This is a genomic window from Shewanella livingstonensis (assembly GCF_003855395.1).
Classification (GTDB): domain Bacteria; phylum Pseudomonadota; class Gammaproteobacteria; order Enterobacterales; family Shewanellaceae; genus Shewanella; species Shewanella livingstonensis.
Map to the genome: position 1 here is coordinate 531,894 of NZ_CP034015.1, position 20,513 is coordinate 552,406.

The following is a 20,513-nucleotide window of genomic DNA, read 5'->3' on the forward strand; positions in this document are numbered from 1 at the left end:
ACATGAATACGATGCAAACTGAGTTTGATACAAATGCTACCGAGCCTACATTGGTCGGTGGTGCAGCCATGCCGTTAGAGCGACCAAGCCCAATGGAAGCGCAAAGTTTACGTGCGCTGCCTGAAGGCATGCCACGTAAAAGTATTCTTGCCAATGGCGTAAAGTCAGACGGATTACGTCGTCTGTTAGTGGTTGGCAGCGCGTTTATTATGTCGGTTATGGCCATTTACGAAATGGTGTCGGTATTTAATGTCGGCGGCGTAACGCCACTTGAATACATCGTTTTAGTGTTGTTTGCGGTTAACTTTTGTTGGATTGCTTTGGCATTTAGTGGCGGCATTGCCGGCTTTATTATGCTCCTTAAAAAGCCTGTTGCAGAAACTGCCGAATGCATAAAGCTGCATACCCGCACCGCGATATTAATGCCGACTTATAACGAGTCACCCGATCGCGTTTTTGCCGCGGTTGAGGTGATGGCGATGGCATTGGTTTCATCCGGCGAAAGCCATGCGTTTGACTGGTTTATATTAAGCGACACGACCGACCCCGATATTGCGTTGGCAGAAGAACAAGCATTTTTAATATTGCGTCACCAAGTGAGCAAAGATGCGCGGGTGTATTACCGCCGTCGCCGTAAAAATGATGCCCGTAAAGCCGGTAATGTGGCCGACTTTTGCAAACGCTGGGGCGCTAGATACGACCATTTGTTGGTGTTAGACGCCGACAGTTTAATGGAAACCCATACCATTGTTAGTTTGGCGAGACGGATGCAGGCAGATCCTGACGCTGGGCTTATCCAAACCATCCCTTACCTTGTCAATGGCAACACGCTTATGGCACGGTTACAACAGTTTGCTGCGCGAATTTATGGTCCGGTAATTGGTACTGGTTTGTCTTGGTGGACCCATAAAGAAGGCAACTTTTGGGGCCATAACGCTATTATCCGCACTCAGGCATTTATGAGCGCCGCAGGGTTACCCAACCTTGCAGGTAGACCGCCATTTGGTGGCCATATAATGAGCCACGACTTTGTCGAAGCAGCCTTGATTCGACGTGCGGGTTGGAGCGTGGTCATTGCCGCAGACCTTCCAGGGTCTTATGAAGAATGCCCTCCGTCTATTGTCGATTTAGCGGTGCGCGATCGTCGTTGGTGCCAAGGTAATTTACAACACACTCGAATATTGTTTAGTAAAGGATTACATTGGGTTAGCCGCTTACACTTACTCACTGGGATAATGGCTTATTTGTCATCGCCATTTTGGTTAATGCTGATTTTGTCGGGCTTAATGCTGGCATTACAAGCACACTTTATTCGCCCAGAGTATTTTACCGACCAGTTTTCACTATTTCCCACTTGGCCAGTAATGGACTCAGACCGTGCACTACGGTTGTTTTATATCACCATGGGCATACTGTTCGGTCCTAAAATTCTTGGGATCATATTGTTACTGAAAAATAGCATCATGAGTAAGCAGTTAGGTGGCAGAGGCAAAGCCATGATTAGCGTAATAATCGAAGTGATATTGTCGGCACTGATTGCGCCAATAATGATGCTGATCCACTGTGGTGCGGTGATGTCTATTTTAGCCGGACGCGACAGCGGTTGGGCGCCACAACGCCGTGACGACGGCAGCTTACCTTGGCTAACACTGATTTATCGTCATCGTTGGCACATGTTAATGGGTGCGTTATTAGGTTACGCCGCCGTGCTTGATTCGCTTACCTTATTGGCCTGGATGAGCCCCGCGTTAATTGGTTTATGGCTTGCAGTGCCGCTTTCTGCCATGACAGGTTCAGAGCGCTTTGGCTTATGGGTAAAAAGCTTAGGTATTTTGGCCACGCCAGAAGAGGTAAGCGCACCGCAACTTAGCGTAGACTCGCAAGCACGTCGTGCCGAATATGTGCAAGCTATTGCAGAGCCGTGGAGCTTATCAAGGCTACTAAAAGACTCAGAGCTCATGGATTTACATTTAGCCATTATTGACAAAAAGCCGCATCGTTTGCCTGGTTCAGCGGTTGAGTCGCTAGAGGCCATTACCCGAGTTAAAGTGCAAGAGGCCCAGTGCCAACACAACATTGTAAAGCTGTTTACCCGTCAAGAATTGGCGTATTTACTGGGTAATCCATTATTGTTAAAACAGTTACAAAAGCTGCCAGAACAATATATTACCGAAGGTATCGTGTCCTTCTGTTAGGTGGATTTAATTCAGATTGAAGAGCTAATAACAAACATAAACTCTAAATTAAAAGTTAAATATTATGTTTGTTACACGATATTTGTTATACAGTTATTTTTGATGATTTTGTTACAAGTCTCGTAGATACATATTGAATTTTTTTATACGTAAACCTACAACAGGGAGGGTGTGATGTTTGCTTATATTTTTTGGTCTTTTTTAGCTCTTGTTGGTGCTGTAAATATAGTTAATAAATCAAATGAAAAATATTTTAAAACAATAAAATCAACTTCTTACTTTGTTGTCGCTCACGCTATTTTATTGTCTGGATCTTGTGTGATGGCCCTCGGTTTATTCGACTTAGTTTTAAGTTGGAGTAATAAATTTGTAATGTTTACTATCATACTTTTACATAATAGCTTTATTGCTTGGGCGAATTATAAAAAGTTAAGCTAGCTTGTTCCACGAATAAATATTTATCAATGGCGTGCATTCATATATCTTATGGCTTTAGAACCTTCGTTTAGCAGCACTAATTCTTGTTCGCGCAGTCGTGACAGACTGTCGTGGCTACGGTGTACCTTGCGCCGTAGCCAGCAAGAGGCTGTAGCATCGTCTACCATGACCGCCACCAGTGATAACTTTTTTAATGCTTATGCCATATTCTTAGGGGCAAGCCTTGGGCAAATGGGCTGGGTAACAGGCTTACCGCAGCTTTTTGGTGCGATGGCACAATTGTTATCTGTTTGGCTGGCGAGTCATTTTAGTCGTCGGCAATTTATTGTGGCATGTGCGGTATTGCAGGCTGTTGTGGTATTGGCTATGGGCGCGCTTGCAGCGTTTAGACCAGAAAATGCAGTGTGGATATTTATTGGATTAGCGGTGTTGTATCAGGGCTTTATCAACCTAATTCAGCCACATTGGCGTGCCTGGATGGGCATGATAGTACCGCAACGTCGCCGCGGAGCCTTTTTTGCTTCTCGCACCCGTTTAACCATGATGGCATCGCTGAGTGTGTTCTTTGTCGGCGGCGGTATTTTAACGCTAACCGACTCAGTGCAGATGGCGTGGTTAGGATTTAGCTTACTGTTTTCTATTGCGGCTATGGGGCGTTTTGCCTCTGCTTGGTTGTTGTTGCAAATGCACGACCCAGAACCAAGAGAGGCCAAAGTATCTGGGGTATTTACCCAAACCCTATATAACTTTCGCCAAGCATGGAAAGATAAAACGTTCAGGCATTACAGCTTATTTGTGGCAGGAATGCAGTGCATGGTGGCCATATCGGCACCGTTTTTTGCAGTATACATGTTGGAAGATTTGCAATTTAGCTATTTTGAATTTGTGCTTTCGAGTGTAGCGTCTATTTTTACTCAGTTCATCACATTAAGGTTTTGGGGCCGCTTTAGCGATGTATATGGCAATCGGTTAGTGATGATTATTACCAGCTGTTTAATTCCGAGCTTGCCATTATTATGGTTATTCTCAGATAATTATTTGTACATTCTAGCCATTCAAGCTTTTGCCGGTTTTGGTTGGAGTGGCTTTACCTTAAGCACCGCAAATTATCTTTACGATATTCGCCCTTTTCGCAGTGACTTTGCCATCTATGCTGCTTTACAAGCAGGATTGAGTGCCGGTTTTGTGTTTGTTGGCGCTATGGTCGGTGGTGTCATTGCCTCATATTCAGAAGCATTTTTAATCTGGACTGGGTTGGATGCTTGGCTAAGCAGTCCAATATTTGTGGTGTTTATTGTATCAACCGTCATGCGCTCGTTGGTGGCATTGTGGTTTATTCCGCGCTCTGTTGAGCCTAAAACTCGCCCAAGGCCTCAATTATTAACACTTATTTTCCGTATCCGTGGCTTTAATGCCATTTCAGGTGTGGGCTTAGACTGGCTAACTGTCGCCAAGAAAAAGCGCGATAAAGATAACTAATCCATTTGTTATCCCGATCAAGAACAAACCTCAATAAATAGCGTTATAGTCGATAATCAAAAAACTTACGTTTATCGGGGCCGGAAGCATTGGCGCTGATTTTATTGGGGTGTTTATATTCATCCCAACTAGCCACATTACGGCCCATATTCAGCTGTGGAAAGTTTAATTGTGGAAAGTTCTGCTCTGGAAATATTAGTTGTAGGCCATTTAGCTGCGAAAGGTTCAGTTGCGGACATTCAACCTTATTTACCAGAGGTAAGCCGATAAACTGTAATAGGGCAGTAAGGCTACCTGCAACGCTTATATCAATGGATATAAAGTCATTTCGGCCAGCAAAATAGCTCAACACTTGCTGCTGGTGGCGCTGATAACAAGCCGTTAAGTGGACTTCATCTGCTACATCTTCAACCTGCCATATATCAAAGCAATGATTAAAACTGCGCTTCATCACCGGATGAAAGCGGCCATTGTCTTTGTCTAAATGCACCATCATTTTGCTTAATAACATTTGCATCGACGGCAACCACTTATCTAATGGCCTGTCTAAATAAACAAACTTAGCGTTGGGGAATAATCTGTCAAGCTGCTGATAATCACTAAAACACGGCGCGTCAGACACCGCATCGGCCAGCATAAACGCCTGCTTGGTAAACGCTTGGTGGGCAACCGTTAACCCTTGCTCAAGCAACGCCACACTCACACTGGTAGTGCCGGTACGCGGCAGGCCGATAATAAGCACTTTATTTGCCTGTTCATTTGCCAATGTAGATTTAGGCATAGCGGCTTGATGCTTAGCGGTTTGTGGCGTTGTCGATACTTCAGTCAGCTTAGATGTCATTAATTACAGTCGCATTGGGTTATTGAAAGGTAAACTTATTTATTAATCAGCCATATAAATTACGGGTTACACAATTTATGAGTAGTAACCTAACGCTACCATTTTGTCGGTAAATATTGAGTGTAATATAACGGCATTACGATATGTTCTTTCTCTAGAGCTGAAGATCCTTGTGTTCCGGTAAGCTTGAATGTTTTGCTTGGATCGCATTTTTCGATATATGACATAAGAGATTTAGCGCGCGTACGTTTACCACTTTTGACTTCGATAGGGAAAATGGCGCCTGCATCATTAGTCACAATAAACTCTATTTCTGCTCGAGCATCATTCCAAGAGTAGCTAGGGTCAATACCTATAGCAGTCAGTTCTTGCTGAACAAAGTTTTCGGCAATATACCCTTTGTACTCATAACTTTGCTGTTTTATTTCTTTATAACTACTGCTAAGCATATGGCTGAGTAGACCTATATCAAACAAAAATAACTTAATCATATTATCTTTTTTGTAAGCCGCAAGTGGTGATTTAGGCGTCCCTTCAATCGGATAGTTAGCTAGCGCCAAGCGACAACGGAGTAACCAGTGAATCGCGTTTTCAAAATCGCTATAACGCGATTTACGTTGGTAGACGTTTTTGAATTTAAAGCGCTTAACCGACTCATCCATCACGATAGAGAGTTGTGCAGGGATGCTACTAAACACGGATTCAATTAAGGTAGCATCAACTTTACCTGCGTATTTACCAAAATCTCGTCGGTAACCTTCTATCAGGTCAGCATGTATTTTCGATACCTTTGCAACACGTTCTAATATGCTGGCATCTTTATATTGATACCAAGCCGCCACGGCCTCTGGCATACCACCAGTAAAGAAATAATCAGTGAGTTTGTCCATCAGTATGTTGTGTGCGGTCGTCGAACTTGCTTGGGTGTCAAATGCCTTAATTAGCGCAGACTCCTCAGAGGCATAAATAAACTCTTTGAACGTTAACGGACGTAAATAGTACTGTTCAACTTTGCCTACAGGAAAAGTATTTAATAAACCAATGTTTGATCCACTTGCAGCGACAAAGTAAGTCGGGGCTTTTTCGGCGAAATATTTGAGTGATGTGACAGCACGCTCACACTCGCCGATTTCGTCAAGAATAAGTAAGTCTGTTTCTGGGTTAAAGCTCTGGCCGGTGATCAGTTCAATGTTTATTAATAACTCTTCAGGTGCGAGTGAGCTTTCAAATGCCTCTTTAAAAGCAGGGGTTTCTAGAAAGTCGATACGAAGCGTGTTGGCGAATGTTTTACCAAACAGTATTTGCAGGAGAAACGTTTTACCCGTTTGGCGAGCACCATCAATCAGTAATGGCTTACGCTCCGGTTGGTTTTTCCATGTCATTAATGAATTGAGTAAAGTACGTTTCATAAAGCCTCTAACCGACGGTAATTAATGTTAGTGACCATTATAAGCATAAAAACACGCATAAGTTACACTTTAATGCGCGTAAAAGTGCGAGCAAGCTACACTTTTATGCGCATAAAAGTGTGTTTTGACTGCTCTGGCGTGGCTTTAAGTGACGTAATAAAAAGTCGGCAATATCAAAAGTAGCTAAAGTCAGCCGCGCCTATCGTCATCCGACATTTAGTCCGGTTTGTGGCGTTATTGATATGAATGCAGCCGTCATTCCTTTGTGTGCAAAACAATCGTGCTGGGCAATAAAGGGAATAATTTGTCAGCTTAGGTGTCATTAACTTGCTATCGCTTCGGGGTTGTTCTGTCGGTAAATGATTATACCGAAATGGCCATTTAACGTGTTATAGAGGTGACTAGTACTGTTGTGAGGCAATTAATACACTTATTCGCCTCATAGTATGAGGCGAATAAATTGCTATTTGCCTCATTTGATGAGTAGAATAGCTTAGTGTTCGCATCAAAAAATATTTTAGTCAGTTAAATAGAGGTCATTATGTGGATTTGGCAGCAACAACAATGGCCAGAGTTTGTATGGGATAATACTCGTATAAGTGCATTATTGAGGCAAATTCAATTTAACCAAGGTTTGCTGCTGGGTAAAATAGGTTCTGAATCCGCTAGTCAATGGACACTCGATACCATGCTGGCCAATATTGTTCATTCAAGTGCTATTGAAGGTGAAAAGCTTAACGCATTTTCTGTCCGTTCCTCTCTGGCGAATAAGCTTGGCGTGAGTGAAGAAAAACCTTATCCCACCACGACGCAAACTGATGGTTTAGCAGATATCACCTTAGATGTGCTACAAAACTGGCAACAACCGCTGAGCTTAATGCGGATTCTAGATTGGCATGCAATGTTGTTTCCAGAAAACCAAACTGGGTTTAATCCTGTTGTTGGCGGTAAGTTACGTGGTAACGAGCCTATGCAAGTGGTATCGGGCCGTTTAGACAAACCTACTGTTCATTTTGAAGCGCCTCCACGCAATACGCTAGATTTTAATTTAACGCAGTTTATTGAGTGGTTTAATCAATCGAGAAATCAACCTAACGTCGACCCGCTGGTGCGTGCAGCCATCGCCCATTTGTGGTTCGTCACCTTGCACCCGCTTGATGATGGAAACGGACGTATAACGCGTTTACTCACCGACTTAGCACTCGCGCAAGCTGAGCATCGCTCGATTCATTTTTACACAATGTCAGTTAGTATTCTTGAGCGACGCAAAGCCTATTACGCAATATTAGAGTCTACCCAGCAAGGTGGCTTAGATATCACACCTTGGTTGCTGTGGTTTTTAGACACCTTAAATGACGCTATTCAGCACACGCTCAATATCATTGAGCAAACGACTGCTAAAACCCAGTTTTGGCGTCGAGTAGATCAACACTTACTCAATCCGGCGTTAACAACAGAACAAGTGAAAGTGTTGAATAGATTACTTGATGGTGACTTTAATGATGGGATAAGCAGTAGCCAATATCAAAAAGTCGCTAAAGTCAGCCGCGCCACCGCCACCCGTCATTTGGCTCAACTTGTGGATCAACAGTGTTTGGTTAAGACTGGCGCGGGTGGCAGAAGTACAAGGTATGTGTTGGTGTTGTGAATTAATATCTTACCTATTTAAGTATGTGACCTATAGTCCGTAGACTCATTGTCTACATATTCGGATCATCATGAAAACCTTTTCTTAGGATATTTCATGGAAGATTTGATATTAGTTTCGTTTGGTATGCATTTTAAAAGCTTGCGGGTTGCAAAAGGCTTATCACAAGAACAACTTGCGCTAAAAGCTGATTTAGATCGGACATATATCAGTGGAATCGAAAGAGGGAAAAGAAATGTTAGTTTGATCAATATTGTCAAACTAGCAGAAGCTTTGGAGTTACCTCCTAAGCAACTTCTTGATTTTAAGTTCAAGGAATAAATATGTCTAACAGAGCATTTTATTCCGCACCTCTCGAGCAGTTTTTAGTTACTAACGCCTTGTCTATAAGTGGTGAAATATCCGCGGCTCATACTCAGCAACTACAGCATCAGCAATCCAGAGCGTGGGGGGCTGAAATAGATATACTCAAAAGAGAACTGAAATTATGTGGTGCTGATAATACACATATCTTTTTTGAGTTTATGATCCCAAGAATGGGACGACGTGCAGATGTTGTTCTCGTGGTAAAAGGCGTCATCTTTGTTATCGAATTCAAGGTTGGTGCACAACGAATTAATCATGCCGATTTAAGGCAAGCCCATGGTTATGCACTCGATCTAAAGAACTTTCATAGTGGCAGTCATGATAAATTTATCGTGCCCATTTTAATTGCTACGAATTTAGCTAAACCAACATCCCAGCAGGCATTATTCAAATTAGACTTTGCATTTGATAACGTAGCTTCTCCGATTGCTATTCATTCAGGTCAAATACTTAATGCAATTAATCAAATAACTACATCTTTAAAGCAGGTTGAGTTTGACGCTAACCAATGGGCTGCATCTGGTTACTTACCGACTCCAACAATCATCGAAGCCGCACAAGCACTTTACGCTCAACATAACGTTGAGGATATAGCCAAAAGTGAAGCTGATACTCAAAATATTGGTCAAACAAGCCAACAACTATTGCAGCTTATACATGATGCTCGTGATAGAAAGCGGAAAGTTATTTGTTTTGTCACCGGTGTCCCAGGTGCAGGTAAAACACTCGTTGGATTAAATATCGCGAGTACTCATTCAAACCCAAAAGAGAAAGAATACTCAGTATTCTTGAGTGGCAATGGTCCTTTAGTGTCGGTGTTACAAGAGGCCTTAGCTCGTGATCGAAAAGTAAGAACTGCTGATACACTGGCATCTTGTCGACGACAGACAGAGCAGTTTATTCAAAATATTCATAAGTTTAGGGATGACTCTTTATCCGGCGCGGTTCCGCCCGAACAGGTCGCAATATTTGATGAGGCACAAAGAGCTTGGAATAAAGAGCAAACTAGTAAGTTCATGCAAACAAAACGTAATCAAATAGGCTTTAATAAATCAGAACCCGAATATCTCATTGAAGTCATGGATCGTCACGAAGATTGGGCCGTAATTATTGCTCTGGTTGGTGGAGGGCAAGAAATTAATACCGGAGAGGTGGGATTGTTAGGTTGGCTTAATGCACTAGACGAAAAATTTAGTCATTGGGATGCTTATTACTCTGCAGATTTACTCAATGGGGAATATGTTGCATCAAATTTAACCGCAAGCCATTTATCAAAAGGAACTGTCTTACCGTGTTTGCATTTAGCAACTTCGATGCGGTCATTCAGGGCGGAAAAACTATCAAGCTTTATTCATTATTTGATTGATGGTGATAGCGTACTAGCTCGGAAATTATTCACTACATTCTCACACTTATATCCTATTAAAGTGACTCGAGATTTAGACACTGCAAAGAAGTGGATAAAATCGCGTAGCCGAGCTACTGAAAGTATTGGCATGCTTGCTTCGTCAAACGCAATACGTCTTAAAGCAGAGGGTATTTTTGTAAAAAACAAAATTGAGCCCAAAGATTGGTTTCTAGGGCCACCGGAGGATATTCGCTCATCTCACTTCTTGGAAGATATTGCGACTGAGTTTGATGTTCAAGGTTTAGAGTTAGATTGGTGTTTAGTTGCTTGGGACGGTGATTTTCGATTTAAACCTACTGGGAAAGAACATTGGCGATTTCGCGGAAGTAAATGGGAAAAGCGCCCACAAGAACAAACTCAAATTTATTTAGAGAATGCTTACCGAGTGCTGCTGACTAGAGCGAGGCAAGGGATGGTTATTTTTGTTCCTAGTGGAGATGACTCTGATAAAACAAGGCTGTCTGAGTTTTATGATGACACTTTCGATTTCCTACAACGTTGTGGTATTACCGTTGTTTAGGATTATTTGATTCCATCAAAGCCAACCATATCGGCATAGGCAACTGTTGAAAACAGGATATTTTCGTCAAGCCCCATGGATGGGTTTACGGCGTGTTGTAGAGGACGATATGGTGGACGTATTAACCCATGAACCTGTCGATAATTCATCAGATAATTTTAGTTTTTTAAGTCTTCGTTTTTAGCTCTTCGGTCTTTAGGTTCTCAATGATTAAAAACAATAATGGCAGCCACTTTGGCTGCCATTATTATTGATGCTAGTGACTTATTTGGGGCAATTCACGAGCGGTTTATCACTTTAGTTCTTAGCTTAAAGCTCAAAGCCAAATTACAAGCGAGGGCTAGTTAATCGCCATTGAAATAAAGTAACCCACAAATGTGGCGGTTACTACGCCAATAAAGCCTGGAATAATAAAGCTGTGGTTGAGTACGTATTTACCAATGTGGGTGGTGCCGGTTCTATCAAAACTAATTGCGGCTAAATCGCTTGGGTAGAATGGGAAGAAGAAGTAGGCATAACACGCTGGCAGTACACCAATTAATACTGGTGCTGGGATGCCGAGTGAATACCCTAATGGCAGCATTATAGTTAATACCGCAGCCTGACTTTTTAAGAAGATAGACGACACAAACATCGCAATAGCAAATGTCCATGGATACACGCTGACAATGTCGCTTACCGCGCTCACCAAATAGGTTTTATGGTGCTCAATAATGGTGTCACTCATCCATGCAATACCAAAAATAATGATCACTGCAGTCATACCAGCAGTAAACACATTACTAGTGACGATTTTTTTAGGCGATATATTGGTTGCGAGTAATATGACCCCACCGACGGACAGCATCATAAATTGAATTGCGACCGACATGCTGACGCCAGCAGGGAGTAGCTGCTTATTAAACATGGCCACTATGATAACGGCCAGAATACCCAGTAAGAATACGATTAAGCCTTTCTTAGCGGTTGATTGTGCTTGTGGTGTTTCTGCATTGTCATCTTGTGGATCGATTAACGCCTCACGAAAATCAGCATCGGTTAATCGTGCCTGAAACTCTTCATCTTTATCTAAATCTTTACCGCGTTTTAAACTCCAGGTACAAGCCACTAGCAAGCCCGTTAGGGTTGCTGGAATGGTCACCATGAGTACATCAAGTAAGTTAATATCAAGATTATTATCAACAGCAGTCGCTAGTACTACTGCTGCAGCAGCAGCAATTGGGCTAGCTGTAATACCCATTTGTGAAGCAACGGTTGCCATGGCTAATGGGCGTTCAGGACGGATGCCTTTTTTGTATGATACATCGTAAATAACTGGCAGAAGTGGGTAAACCGAATGGCCAGTACCAACCAGTACCGTTAAGGTATAAGTACAAAGCGGGCCTAAAAACACGATATGTTCAGGATGTTTGCGTAACAGTTTTTCAGCGAATTTGACTAATAGGTTTAAGCCGCCGGTTGCCTCTAGTGTTGCTGAGGCCGCGACCACCGCCAGAATAATTAACATTACGCTGACAGGAGGTGTGCCTGGTGCAATGCCAAATACAAAAGCAAGTACCGAAACACCTAACCCACCGAGTAAACCAAAGGCGATACCGCCGTGGCGTATTCCAATAAAAATCACTGTTAATAACAGCAGCATGTGTATATAAAACATCGTGTGTTCTCTCCGCGTAGGTTTTTATGTAGGTTGTTATTATTTTAGCCTTTTGAAGGTATCCCACTACATCTTTGGGGTTAGTGACATAACTCAAGCTATTGAATCGGGGATGGCAATAAATGTTTAAAACGTGAACAACATTACATACAACCGCATGTATTGTGTTGCATCACTTATTACTTGGTGAGGGCGAGCGGTATTGGACGTTCAGCGGGGGCAGTTAACTACTCTGTTGACTTGCTTTGAGTAACATTTGGGCAATCGTTTTATCGTTACATTGTAATAGCTGCCAACGTTGGCAGTTGTTGAACTGAGTGTAGTGTTCAATCGCTTCAATGAGTGCAGAAACCAAATGCGCCTTGTCATGTGGCTCATCATGCTGGTTCGTCAATATTTGCGTTTCAATGTGCAGGTTTTGCAGTAACAAGCATTGGTTTTTACGATCAGCTTTTACATCCACACGTCCAACAAAGCGGTCGCGCCATAAAATGGGCAATGAGTAATAACCGTATTGGCGTTTTGCCTCAGGCACATATACCTCGATTTGATAGTCAAAACCAAACCATTGCTTAAGCTTTTGCCGTTGAATGACTAAATTATCAAACGGATTAAGCAGCCACACTTTGTTGGGAATACTTGTGGGTAACGTAAGTTTAGGCTGATAAAAATAAACTTGGCTTGTTGCCGCATTGGCGCCAGTAAAATGGGCGATTTCTCCTTGCTCACACATTTGCGCTAATGTTTTGCTCAGTAATGGTTTAAGGCCTTTACGCAAGTATTGAATTTGTTGCAAATTGCCAAAACCATGGGCGGCTAAATAACGATTAATTAAGTGCTGAGCGTACTCGGTATCACTGGGAATGGTGATATCAATATTGCGAGGCAATACTCGCTCGGTTAAATCGTAAACTTTTTGAAACTTATCTCGCTTAGCCACCATTAACTCGCCTTGAATAAACAATTGTTCAAGCGCTTTTTTAGCGGGTTTCCAATCCCACCATGATCCCTTTTTAGCATCCGCATTATGTGTAAATTGACTGGCTTTGAGTGGGCCTTCGGCTGTTATGCGGGCTTTTACCTCGCGCATGACTTTATGCTCAGGCTCAAACCAATGTTTATCGCCTTGTTGTAATTGCTGTTTGCGATACAAGCTAAAACGGTAATCATCTATGGGCAAATATGCCGCCGCATGGGACCAGTATTCAAATACGGTTTTATCGGTCATAGCCTCGTCAAGCATGGCAGGAGAGTAATCGGCTAGGCGATTGTGCAACACATGATGATGTGCGCGCTCGACCACATTAATAGAGTCGATTTGCACATAACTTAATTGCTGCATCAATTCTGATAACGATCCTAAAGGCTGCAACAAACCTTGCTGCTGCATACTTAGCTGTAACCATTGTGTGGCAGAGTAAGGATTGGTCATCAAGCGCCCTTTATAGAATTCAGTAAGTAAATTGAACACGGTAATAAGTCATTGTAGGCCGAATTTTATAGCAGAGTATACCCGCGGTTGATAATAAGATTGCTAGATGTTGGTAGTAAGGATTAATCATTGTGTGGGTTGTTCTTACACGCTATGGCATGTAAGAATTGTTTTAACGGTTGTAGCGTGTAAAGTGATATTGGAACTGTTTATATAGGTAAAGTGACTATGAAGGTGACGACCTCAAAGCAGCTTAGCGCGTATCTTAAAGATGCACGGCTAAATATGAAGCTATCGCAAAGTAAAGCCGCTAGTAAGGTCGGCATTCGTCAGGATGCGGTTTCTAGCTTTGAGCAGAACCCTGACTCCACTAAAGTAGAAACACTGTTTAAAATATTATCGGCATTAAACCTTGAGCTAGACATCAAGGTTAGAAACCCAGAGTTAGGGTGTGAGCTTGTAGATGATAAAACTATACCGACTGAGTAAGAATGGAAGGAGGAGTGGTAATGACTATCCTTGATGTTTATATGAATGGTTTTACACAATCTTAGTTGAGAGCAATGGAAAAGCAATTCCGTTTTTATGCTGCTGTTATGGTTCTAAAAATAGCAGTGTTGAAAGGCTTTATCGAGAAGATTTTCAATACCCCGTATTTTTTTGGATACAATAGTGGCTATTTTTGGCTTTTTATTTATACAATGGATATTACTGTGTCCATATGGCCTTTGCGAATGAATTTTACATTACTTGATGATGCTGATGTGAGCCAAGCCTATGCTGCTTACTTACGTGAGTTACGCCAACAAGCAAAGCTGTCACGATCAGCATTGGCAGAGCGAAGCTGCGTGCCTGCTGCCACCATTAAGAAGTTTGAGTTGACCGGGAAAATTTCATTTCGCCAATTGCTTTTACTTTGGCAGACACTCGACTCATTGGATAGGCTCTATCAGCTCACACAACCTAACAAAGAGCGCACAGCTATACCGACTAGCATTGATGAGGTGCTAAAAGATGAGTTTTAAACCCATTCAGAAACTCAACGTAGCTCGCACGTTAAGCTCAGGTGAACGGATAGCCGTTGGTGTGTTAGCTCAGAATCGGCAAGGCGTTTTTTTTCAGTATGCAGACAGCTATTTGCCGCAGTTTGGCAATTTATCGCCTTTTACTTTGCAGGCGAACACACAAGTTCAAGCCGCACCTAAACAGCCACACCAAGGTATTCATGGCGTTTTTGGTGATAGTCTTCCCGATGGCTGGGGTTTGTTGCTACAAGATCGCGCGTTCCGCCAACAAGGCATTTTACCAGCGCAATTGACAGCTATGGATAGACTGGCTTTTGTTGGCCAGCAAGCAATGGGGGCATTGTCTTTTACGCCTGTATCAGAGTTCTCATTAGATCAGCGTTCAGATATTGATTTGGAAACACTTGGGCTTGAAGCACAAACCTTGTTTGACCAATCCCTCTCTGACGATTTAGACGGTAGCACTCAGCAAGTGTTAGCAACGTTGGTAGCAGTAGGAAGCTCTGGCGGTGCACGTCCTAAAGCGCAAATCTATATGCCTGCTGGAGACGCGACGCAATGCCGTACTTATGCACAGCCTGGTGATGAAGCATGGTTGGTGAAGTTTACTTCGAAGAACTTGGCTTTGGGCCACGAAGAAGGTTTGTGTGAAGCGGTCTATTTACAAATGGCAGAGCAGGCAAAATGTCAGCCACCGATATGGCAGTTAATTGAAGCACCAACAAGCAGTGGCGCTAAAGCTTGGTTAGCGTTAAAGCGTTTCGATTATTTACCGGCGCAGGAGAAGGCTGGGCGTTTACATATGCACAGTGCTTGCGGTCTATTGGATGCCGACTTTCGCAGCCCTAGCTTAGACTATAGTGATCTTATTAAGGCCAGCCGTCAGCTGTGTAAGTCACCTGCTGCCGGGCAACTTCAATTTCGTCGCGCAATCTTTAACTTATTTGCCGCGAACCAAGACGATCACAGTAAAAACTGGGGCTTTTTACAAGGAGATGATGGCAGTTGGCAGCTCGCCCCTTTTTACGATGTGACGTTTAGCCCTCATCCCTTTAATGAGCATGCGACCGCCTTTGCTGGGTACGGAAAAGCGCCGCCACTCAAAGTGATGCAAAAACTGGCGGCCAGTGCAGGTTTTGCTACTTGGAAGGAAGCGAGGCAAGTCGTTGAAGAAGTATCAGAAGCAATCAGCCAATTTACTCATCTCGCTCAGCAGCAAGGGATCAGTAAAACGACAGTGGCGGCTATTACTAAGACACTAAATCAGCGTAAACAGGAAAATACTGCGCTTTTTATACAATAATAAGAGAAATTAATAATGAAGCTTGGTCGTAACGATCCTTGCCACTGTGGCAGTGGTAAAAAATATAAGCGTTGTTGTATGGATAACGTATCCAAGCAACATGGCCAAGTCTTTGATGATATTGAAGCCAATCTAGCTATGAACCCAGATTTGAGCCTTGATGAACTCAACGCTGCTTTACAGCACAAAGTCCAGGACCGCAATAACCAACCGCATAAAGATCTTTGTGGTGTGACTCCAACGCAAATGGCCAATTGGCTCTATGCACCTTTTGATGAATTGCAGTGGGTGACAATCAGTACGCCAGAGGATCTATCTGCAAGTCCTGTAATGCGCTATTTGGCCCTCATTCTTGACGAAGCCATGGCGCAAGATGGCTCACTCAAAGCCACTAGCAAAGGCAACTTACCAGCTAAATTAGTCAAGCAAGCCAGTGAGTTATTGCCTGAGTTCTCTGTCGCTCAATTTCAACGCGATATTAGTATCAGTGAGTTTTCTGGTAGCAATGAAGATAAATTCAATGCCTTACATTACACTCGAGTGTTGGCTGAAATTAGCGGTATTATTTACCGACGCAGCGGTTGTTATCATGTTAAAAAATCAGCTCAAAAGCTTTACCAGACATCAGGGATACAGGCTTTCTTCAAACCTATGTTAGAAGCCGCAATCAGCAAATATAATTGGGGGTATTTAGATGGTTTTGAGTACGATGTCGATTTGCGTACCTTTTGGTTGTTTATGTTATGGCGAATACAAAGTCATAACAGTGTGGATCAGCTCGTTAAAGAGGTGATGACAGCTTTCCCCGATTTGCAACTGGCATGCCATTCGGAAGATGACTTGTCATCTGAAAGAAAGTTAAGTGTGCTAATCGAATCAAGGTTTGTTAAGCGATTTCTGCAGTTTTGGGGGTTTATAATCATCGATCCAAAACGTTTTTTAAACGGGGAACCTATCGCCAGAATAGTTGAGGCTCAGCCTTTATTAAAGCAAACCTTTCATTTCACCATTAACTAATAAAAAAAGTCATCGTGAGCGAATATCAATATTATCGATTTGAGCGTCTGGATGGGTATTTAGACAGCAAAGCACGTCAAGGACTCAGAGCTATTTCAAGTAGAGCCGATATTACAGCAACGTCTTTTCACGTGGTCTATAACTACAGTGATTTAAAGGCTGAGCCACAAAAAGTAATGCTAAAACACTTCGATATCGGTTTTTACTACGCTAACTGGGGGTCAATCGATGCCTACATCAAACTTCCAGCGGGGACGATATCTGATGCATTACTTGGCTTTTCAAGTGAGGGGCTTCGTGTTCATCAAAGCGATGAGTGGCAACTGCTTATTTTTTCTATTGAGGAAAATGAAGAGTATTTTGATGATGAAAATGCAGAAGATTTTTTCCAACATTTAGCCGGCTTACGTAATGCGTTAATGCAAGGTGATTGGCGTCTTTTGTACTTCATGTGGCTCAGAGGGTTAGATGCCTGTGGTGAGGTTGAGACGATACCTTTGATTAATTTTGATTTTAATCATATTAGTGATGAGCTAAGGGCTTTTGTCCAATTGTACGATGTTCCTTTCGCGCGGATTAAGGCACTGGCGATGATGTTGGCAGTAAAGCCAAGTCACCAAGCTAAACATACCCTGTTTCAGTTTGATCATTGGCTAAATAATCTTACTGAGGCAGACAAAACCAAACTAATAAGAGCCATCTTTGAGCAGGGTCAGTTAACTCGTCACCAAGCCTTAGCGATAATGCGAAAAGAATCGACCAATAAAGAAGTCTACCAGTATTGGTTAACGCCAGATACGCTTGAACCCTATATTGAACCAGCACAAAGCCAATTACGGCAAGAACAAGCCGAAGCACTCGCAAAGAAATTAGCTATCGAAAAAATGGAAAAAGAAAAGGCGCTTACTGAAATATACAGCAAACGTGATCTCTGCTGGCAGAAAGCGCAAGAGCAAGCCAACCGAACCTGCGCCAGTGGCTACGATGAGGCATCTCGGTATCTTCATAAACTGTTCGAAGCTTATCAGTTTAAAGGCGATGCAACCGCGTTTCAGCTACATTTTAAACGATTTATTACTGCTAATAACAGCCGTAAAGCACTGTTAAACCGGCTTAGTAATTTGTTATAAACCTTGCCGTTATGGACGGGTCAGATGGTGTTAACAAAAAATAGATATAAATTTTCTTTAGACTGATTAAGAAACTGAAGAATCATCCCTAGGTCTACACTAAGCTATTTATGCCGTAACAATCTGTAGACCTTTGCATTGCACAAGTTCAGGGGGATACTGTTACTTGGCAAATTAGTATTGTAAAAGAGGCTAACCGTCCTTATTTACCAAGGCAAAAAATGTATATAGGCGAGTGTGCGATTCCGTCATTCGATATCGAAAAATGCTCGTTAATCAATCATTACGATATAGTTACACCGACAGAATGGAGCTTGGTTCCGGTAAGTCTTTACAAGAAACGATGGCTAATAAATTGATCGCATTGGCGTATCGCTCATGGCGCATAAAGCCTCGTGATATAGGGGATATTGTTTGGCTCAAGCAACGTGGTATTGATTTATCCAATACATTGGTTGAAAAGAAACCCATCGCCAAACAGAATCAAGCAGAAGGCTTTCAACAGGCTCTATCTGTTCAGCTGATGACTGAAGATGAAGTTTGTCATGACTGCAACATGGAAGTGAGCCGATTTATCCCTAAGCAAATTAAAGAAAGAACCCTCGATAACCCAGAGTATTAGGTATGTGATAAGAGAGGGGTCAATGCCATCGCGTCTGAATTACTTAATGAAGGAACACCAATAAATCCATTTGATATGGGTTAGTCATACCTTTGAACTTCATACTGTTGGTTGGTGTTAACCGAACCACTCGCCCCCACTTTTACCTGCATAAAAGTGCGGTTTTTTATATTTTTATGCGTATAAGAATGCCAATTATTCGCTTTTTTCTAGCTCGGAAGTATCTATGTTTAAACCACATTATTTATTTTGATAATAATGAAATTGTGGTTTCACACGTTTATCTCGATTTTACTTAATTTGCAAACTGCAAACTGCAAACTGCAAACACTTATTGAGGATAAATGAGGTGCCACCATTTCCCAAAATTTAAGACAGTTTACAACAGGTATCTGCAAACTAATTTGAAGGGAATAAATAAAAAAGCCCTGTATTTACAATGTTATTTACAAGGTAAGTACAGGGCTTTTAAGACATTATTGGACAGGTAGTTACCTATCTAAGACATTATTCAACGTTTTGGATCTGAATGTGGTGCGAGTTTTGATTGTGCATTTAATTCAATGGGTTACTTGTATTCTTGTTTGTGTAAAATACATTTAGTCACCACTTTAGTACCACTTTGATTGGTCTGTAAGCTGATATTCTTATGGGCAAACTCCCCCCTTGGTATTTCATTTTTTTTCATTCATATTTTTTGGTCAGTCTCTTTTATGGCAATACGCGTTAGCATGTCATCACATATTTAACGTCTATAGCGTGTAAATATTCGCGATGCAAAGCTGGCTATGGGGCTCAAAGCGACAAGAGGTAAGAAGTACCAAATAGCACAGATCTTCCCAAGGCACTTTATTCAAACAGCAAAAGCCGTTGGCTTTGATACTGCAACTATGGCGGACATTATGAATGAGATAGCCAATTCAGTTGACTCAGTCATCACTAAAGTTAACTCTAAGTTACCTCAAGATTTTCCAGTGCATATAAGAGATACGATTCTTGATGGCTTAAAGGATAGATCTAGACGACTACTTAACTAGCAATTGGCTTCTTGTTGGTCTCGCTTAAATAACACCCATACATAATAGCTGCTTCATTTGCCTGCCTAATAAACCACACCATAGTGTTGTGTTGCGCAGGCGTAGCAAACAATGTCATCAGTATCGAAATCTACCAAAGAATCTAAATGGATAGCCTCACCTTTGTCGCATTGCTTGTCACAGTGATAACAAGGTGCAGGGTACTCCTGTTCAGCTTCGAGCTTGAGCCTGAGAGCGTTTACTTCATCTAATGAGGCACTGAGCGGTAGGGTTGCAATAACGCTATGGTAGGAACAAGATTCGTCAGGGGCAGCCCAAGCTGTCGCGAGAACATAGAACTTGATTTCATCCTCATCTTTAAACACGTTAACCGTTTCTCCTGTAATGGAGACACGATCAACAAGACGAGTGTCAAACACCTGCTTATAAGTGGACTCACAGTGCTGGTGGGCGCTGAGTTCACTCCTGCTGTTATCAGAGCTAGTGCCACCACAAGTGTTATTGCTGCAAAGCTCTGAGGCCACCAGCTGGTGGCAATGTTGGCAAATCAAGAATTGAGTCGAATCATCAATATGGTTATATAAGGCGCTAAAGGCATTATCTAACATTGATAAATTAGGCTTGATGACAGTATAAATGGGCTTGGTTATGTTGTCAGAGCTATCAGCTGAATGGACATGCACCAACACTTCAAACTTTTCAGGTAATAACGTAATGCTATAAAGCACTTGCTTGCTTATAGGTCTATCAATGCTGTCGCTCAGTTGCGGTACTGTTCGCTCGGCATAAATTAGGCATGGGTAACCACTGGAGTCAAAAGTAGGTGGGTGTTCATACCCAAAGCTATGAAAGTACACATGCTCGGTAAACTTCTCTATAAGGTCATTATCACCACTAATGCTTATTGCATCCTGCACTAGCAATGACGTTACAGTCGGTATCAAGTCCATTTTCATAGCAGTCCATCCATTAATGATTAACGCTCA

At 42.3% G+C, this 20,513-nt stretch carries 17 protein-coding genes; 12 read left to right on the forward strand and 5 right to left on the reverse strand.

The annotated features are described in order from the left end of the window. Positions 1-11: 11 nt before the first annotated feature. From mdoH to EGC82_RS02495, 3 genes are all read left to right on the forward strand, one after another. Positions 12-2,195: a glucans biosynthesis glucosyltransferase MdoH gene (gene mdoH, locus EGC82_RS02485; RefSeq protein ID WP_124732539.1), complete on the forward strand. Its 2,184-nt coding sequence runs from the start codon at positions 12-14 to the stop codon at positions 2,193-2,195. Positions 2,196-2,369: 174 nt separating this feature from the next. Further along, complete coding sequence (locus EGC82_RS02490; protein ID WP_124729354.1) at positions 2,370-2,633, forward strand: hypothetical protein; 264 nt, start codon at positions 2,370-2,372, stop codon at positions 2,631-2,633. Between the two features lie 48 nt (positions 2,634-2,681). Then, positions 2,682-4,112 carry an MFS transporter gene (locus EGC82_RS02495; RefSeq protein WP_164839079.1) on the forward strand — a complete coding sequence of 477 codons (1,431 nt, stop codon included), beginning with the start codon at positions 2,682-2,684 and terminating at the stop codon, positions 4,110-4,112. Positions 4,113-4,155: 43 nt separating this feature from the next. Here EGC82_RS02495 and EGC82_RS02500 read toward each other — a convergent pair whose 3' ends face one another. Both EGC82_RS02500 and EGC82_RS02505 read right to left on the reverse strand, forming a co-directional pair. Then, positions 4,156-4,893: a sulfotransferase family protein gene (locus EGC82_RS02500; RefSeq protein ID WP_244212568.1), complete on the reverse strand. Its 738-nt coding sequence runs from the start codon at positions 4,891-4,893 to the stop codon at positions 4,156-4,158. Positions 4,894-5,048: 155 nt separating this feature from the next. Beyond that, positions 5,049-6,362 (reverse strand): ATP-binding protein, encoded by a 1,314-nt coding sequence (locus EGC82_RS02505; protein ID WP_124729356.1) that lies wholly within the window; start codon positions 6,360-6,362, stop codon positions 5,049-5,051. Positions 6,363-6,903: 541 nt separating this feature from the next. Here EGC82_RS02505 and EGC82_RS02510 point away from each other — a divergent pair. From EGC82_RS02510 to EGC82_RS02520, 3 genes are all read left to right on the forward strand, one after another. Next, on the forward strand, positions 6,904-8,010 hold the full coding sequence (locus EGC82_RS02510; protein ID WP_124729357.1) for a Fic family protein: 1,107 nt from the start codon (positions 6,904-6,906) through the stop codon (positions 8,008-8,010). A 96-nt stretch (positions 8,011-8,106) separates the two neighbouring features. Next, a complete protein-coding gene (locus EGC82_RS02515) occupies positions 8,107-8,331 on the forward strand; it encodes a helix-turn-helix domain-containing protein (RefSeq protein WP_124729358.1) in 225 nt (74 codons plus the stop codon). Positions 8,332-8,333: 2 nt separating this feature from the next. After that, the gene (locus tag EGC82_RS02520) at positions 8,334-10,304 is read left to right on the forward strand and encodes a DUF2075 domain-containing protein (protein ID WP_124729359.1); all 1,971 of its coding nucleotides are present in this window, start codon (positions 8,334-8,336) and stop codon (positions 10,302-10,304) included. Positions 10,305-10,644: 340 nt separating this feature from the next. On the opposite strand, the gene EGC82_RS02525 is transcribed toward EGC82_RS02520, so the two are convergent. Next, complete coding sequence (locus tag EGC82_RS02525; RefSeq protein ID WP_124729360.1) at positions 10,645-11,961, reverse strand: anaerobic C4-dicarboxylate transporter; 1,317 nt, start codon at positions 11,959-11,961, stop codon at positions 10,645-10,647. A 223-nt stretch (positions 11,962-12,184) separates the two neighbouring features. Next, positions 12,185-13,393 (reverse strand): winged helix-turn-helix domain-containing protein, encoded by a 1,209-nt coding sequence (locus tag EGC82_RS02530; protein WP_124729361.1) that lies wholly within the window; start codon positions 13,391-13,393, stop codon positions 12,185-12,187. Positions 13,394-13,621: 228 nt separating this feature from the next. Between EGC82_RS02530 and EGC82_RS02535 the strand changes: the two genes are divergently transcribed. The 6 genes from EGC82_RS02535 to EGC82_RS21430 all read left to right on the forward strand — a co-directional run bounded on the left by EGC82_RS02535 (position 13,622) and on the right by EGC82_RS21430 (position 18,490). Further along, positions 13,622-13,882, forward strand: a complete 261-nt coding sequence (locus tag EGC82_RS02535; RefSeq protein ID WP_124729362.1) for a helix-turn-helix domain-containing protein — start codon at positions 13,622-13,624, stop codon at positions 13,880-13,882. A gap of 245 nt (positions 13,883-14,127) precedes the next feature. Continuing rightward, complete coding sequence (locus EGC82_RS02540; protein WP_059746843.1) at positions 14,128-14,418, forward strand: helix-turn-helix domain-containing protein; 291 nt, start codon at positions 14,128-14,130, stop codon at positions 14,416-14,418. Beyond that, positions 14,408-15,721, forward strand: a complete 1,314-nt coding sequence (locus EGC82_RS02545; protein ID WP_059746842.1) for a type II toxin-antitoxin system HipA family toxin — start codon at positions 14,408-14,410, stop codon at positions 15,719-15,721. Before EGC82_RS02540 ends, EGC82_RS02545 begins: the two co-directional genes overlap by 11 nt. A gap of 15 nt (positions 15,722-15,736) precedes the next feature. Beyond that, positions 15,737-16,738, forward strand: coding sequence for a YecA family protein (locus EGC82_RS02550; protein ID WP_124729363.1), 1,002 nt, complete (start codon positions 15,737-15,739; stop codon positions 16,736-16,738). Between the two features lie 14 nt (positions 16,739-16,752). Continuing rightward, positions 16,753-17,868, forward strand: a complete 1,116-nt coding sequence (locus EGC82_RS02555; protein WP_124729364.1) for a hypothetical protein — start codon at positions 16,753-16,755, stop codon at positions 17,866-17,868. 265 nt (positions 17,869-18,133) lie between these two features. Beyond that, positions 18,134-18,490: a nucleotidyl transferase AbiEii/AbiGii toxin family protein gene (locus tag EGC82_RS21430; RefSeq protein WP_244212526.1), complete on the forward strand. Its 357-nt coding sequence runs from the start codon at positions 18,134-18,136 to the stop codon at positions 18,488-18,490. Positions 18,491-19,592: 1,102 nt separating this feature from the next. Here the strand turns inward: EGC82_RS21430 and EGC82_RS02570 are convergent. Beyond that, positions 19,593-20,483: a hypothetical protein gene (locus EGC82_RS02570; protein WP_124729365.1), complete on the reverse strand. Its 891-nt coding sequence runs from the start codon at positions 20,481-20,483 to the stop codon at positions 19,593-19,595. Positions 20,484-20,513 lie beyond the last annotated feature (30 nt).

Bases quoted from the DNA above. Each gene is read 5' to 3' on its own strand.
- mdoH (WP_124732539.1), top strand. From the start codon at position 12: ATGCAAACTGAGTTTGATACAAATGCTACCGAGCCTACATTGGTCGGT.
- EGC82_RS02490 (WP_124729354.1), top strand. From the start codon at position 2,370: ATGTTTGCTTATATTTTTTGGTCTTTTTTAGCTCTTGTTGGTGCTGTA.
- EGC82_RS02495 (WP_164839079.1), top strand. From the start codon at position 2,682: ATGGCTTTAGAACCTTCGTTTAGCAGCACTAATTCTTGTTCGCGCAGT.
- EGC82_RS02500 (WP_244212568.1), bottom strand. From the start codon at position 4,893: ATGCCTAAATCTACATTGGCAAATGAACAGGCAAATAAAGTGCTTATT.
- EGC82_RS02505 (WP_124729356.1), bottom strand. From the start codon at position 6,362: ATGAAACGTACTTTACTCAATTCATTAATGACATGGAAAAACCAACCG.
- EGC82_RS02510 (WP_124729357.1), top strand. From the start codon at position 6,904: ATGTGGATTTGGCAGCAACAACAATGGCCAGAGTTTGTATGGGATAAT.
- EGC82_RS02515 (WP_124729358.1), top strand. From the start codon at position 8,107: ATGGAAGATTTGATATTAGTTTCGTTTGGTATGCATTTTAAAAGCTTG.
- EGC82_RS02520 (WP_124729359.1), top strand. From the start codon at position 8,334: ATGTCTAACAGAGCATTTTATTCCGCACCTCTCGAGCAGTTTTTAGTT.
- EGC82_RS02525 (WP_124729360.1), bottom strand. From the start codon at position 11,961: ATGTTTTATATACACATGCTGCTGTTATTAACAGTGATTTTTATTGGA.
- EGC82_RS02530 (WP_124729361.1), bottom strand. From the start codon at position 13,393: ATGACCAATCCTTACTCTGCCACACAATGGTTACAGCTAAGTATGCAG.
- EGC82_RS02535 (WP_124729362.1), top strand. From the start codon at position 13,622: ATGAAGGTGACGACCTCAAAGCAGCTTAGCGCGTATCTTAAAGATGCA.
- EGC82_RS02540 (WP_059746843.1), top strand. From the start codon at position 14,128: ATGAATTTTACATTACTTGATGATGCTGATGTGAGCCAAGCCTATGCT.
- EGC82_RS02545 (WP_059746842.1), top strand. From the start codon at position 14,408: ATGAGTTTTAAACCCATTCAGAAACTCAACGTAGCTCGCACGTTAAGC.
- EGC82_RS02550 (WP_124729363.1), top strand. From the start codon at position 15,737: ATGAAGCTTGGTCGTAACGATCCTTGCCACTGTGGCAGTGGTAAAAAA.
- EGC82_RS21430 (WP_244212526.1), top strand. From the start codon at position 18,134: ATGCTCGTTAATCAATCATTACGATATAGTTACACCGACAGAATGGAG.
- EGC82_RS02570 (WP_124729365.1), bottom strand. From the start codon at position 20,483: ATGAAAATGGACTTGATACCGACTGTAACGTCATTGCTAGTGCAGGAT.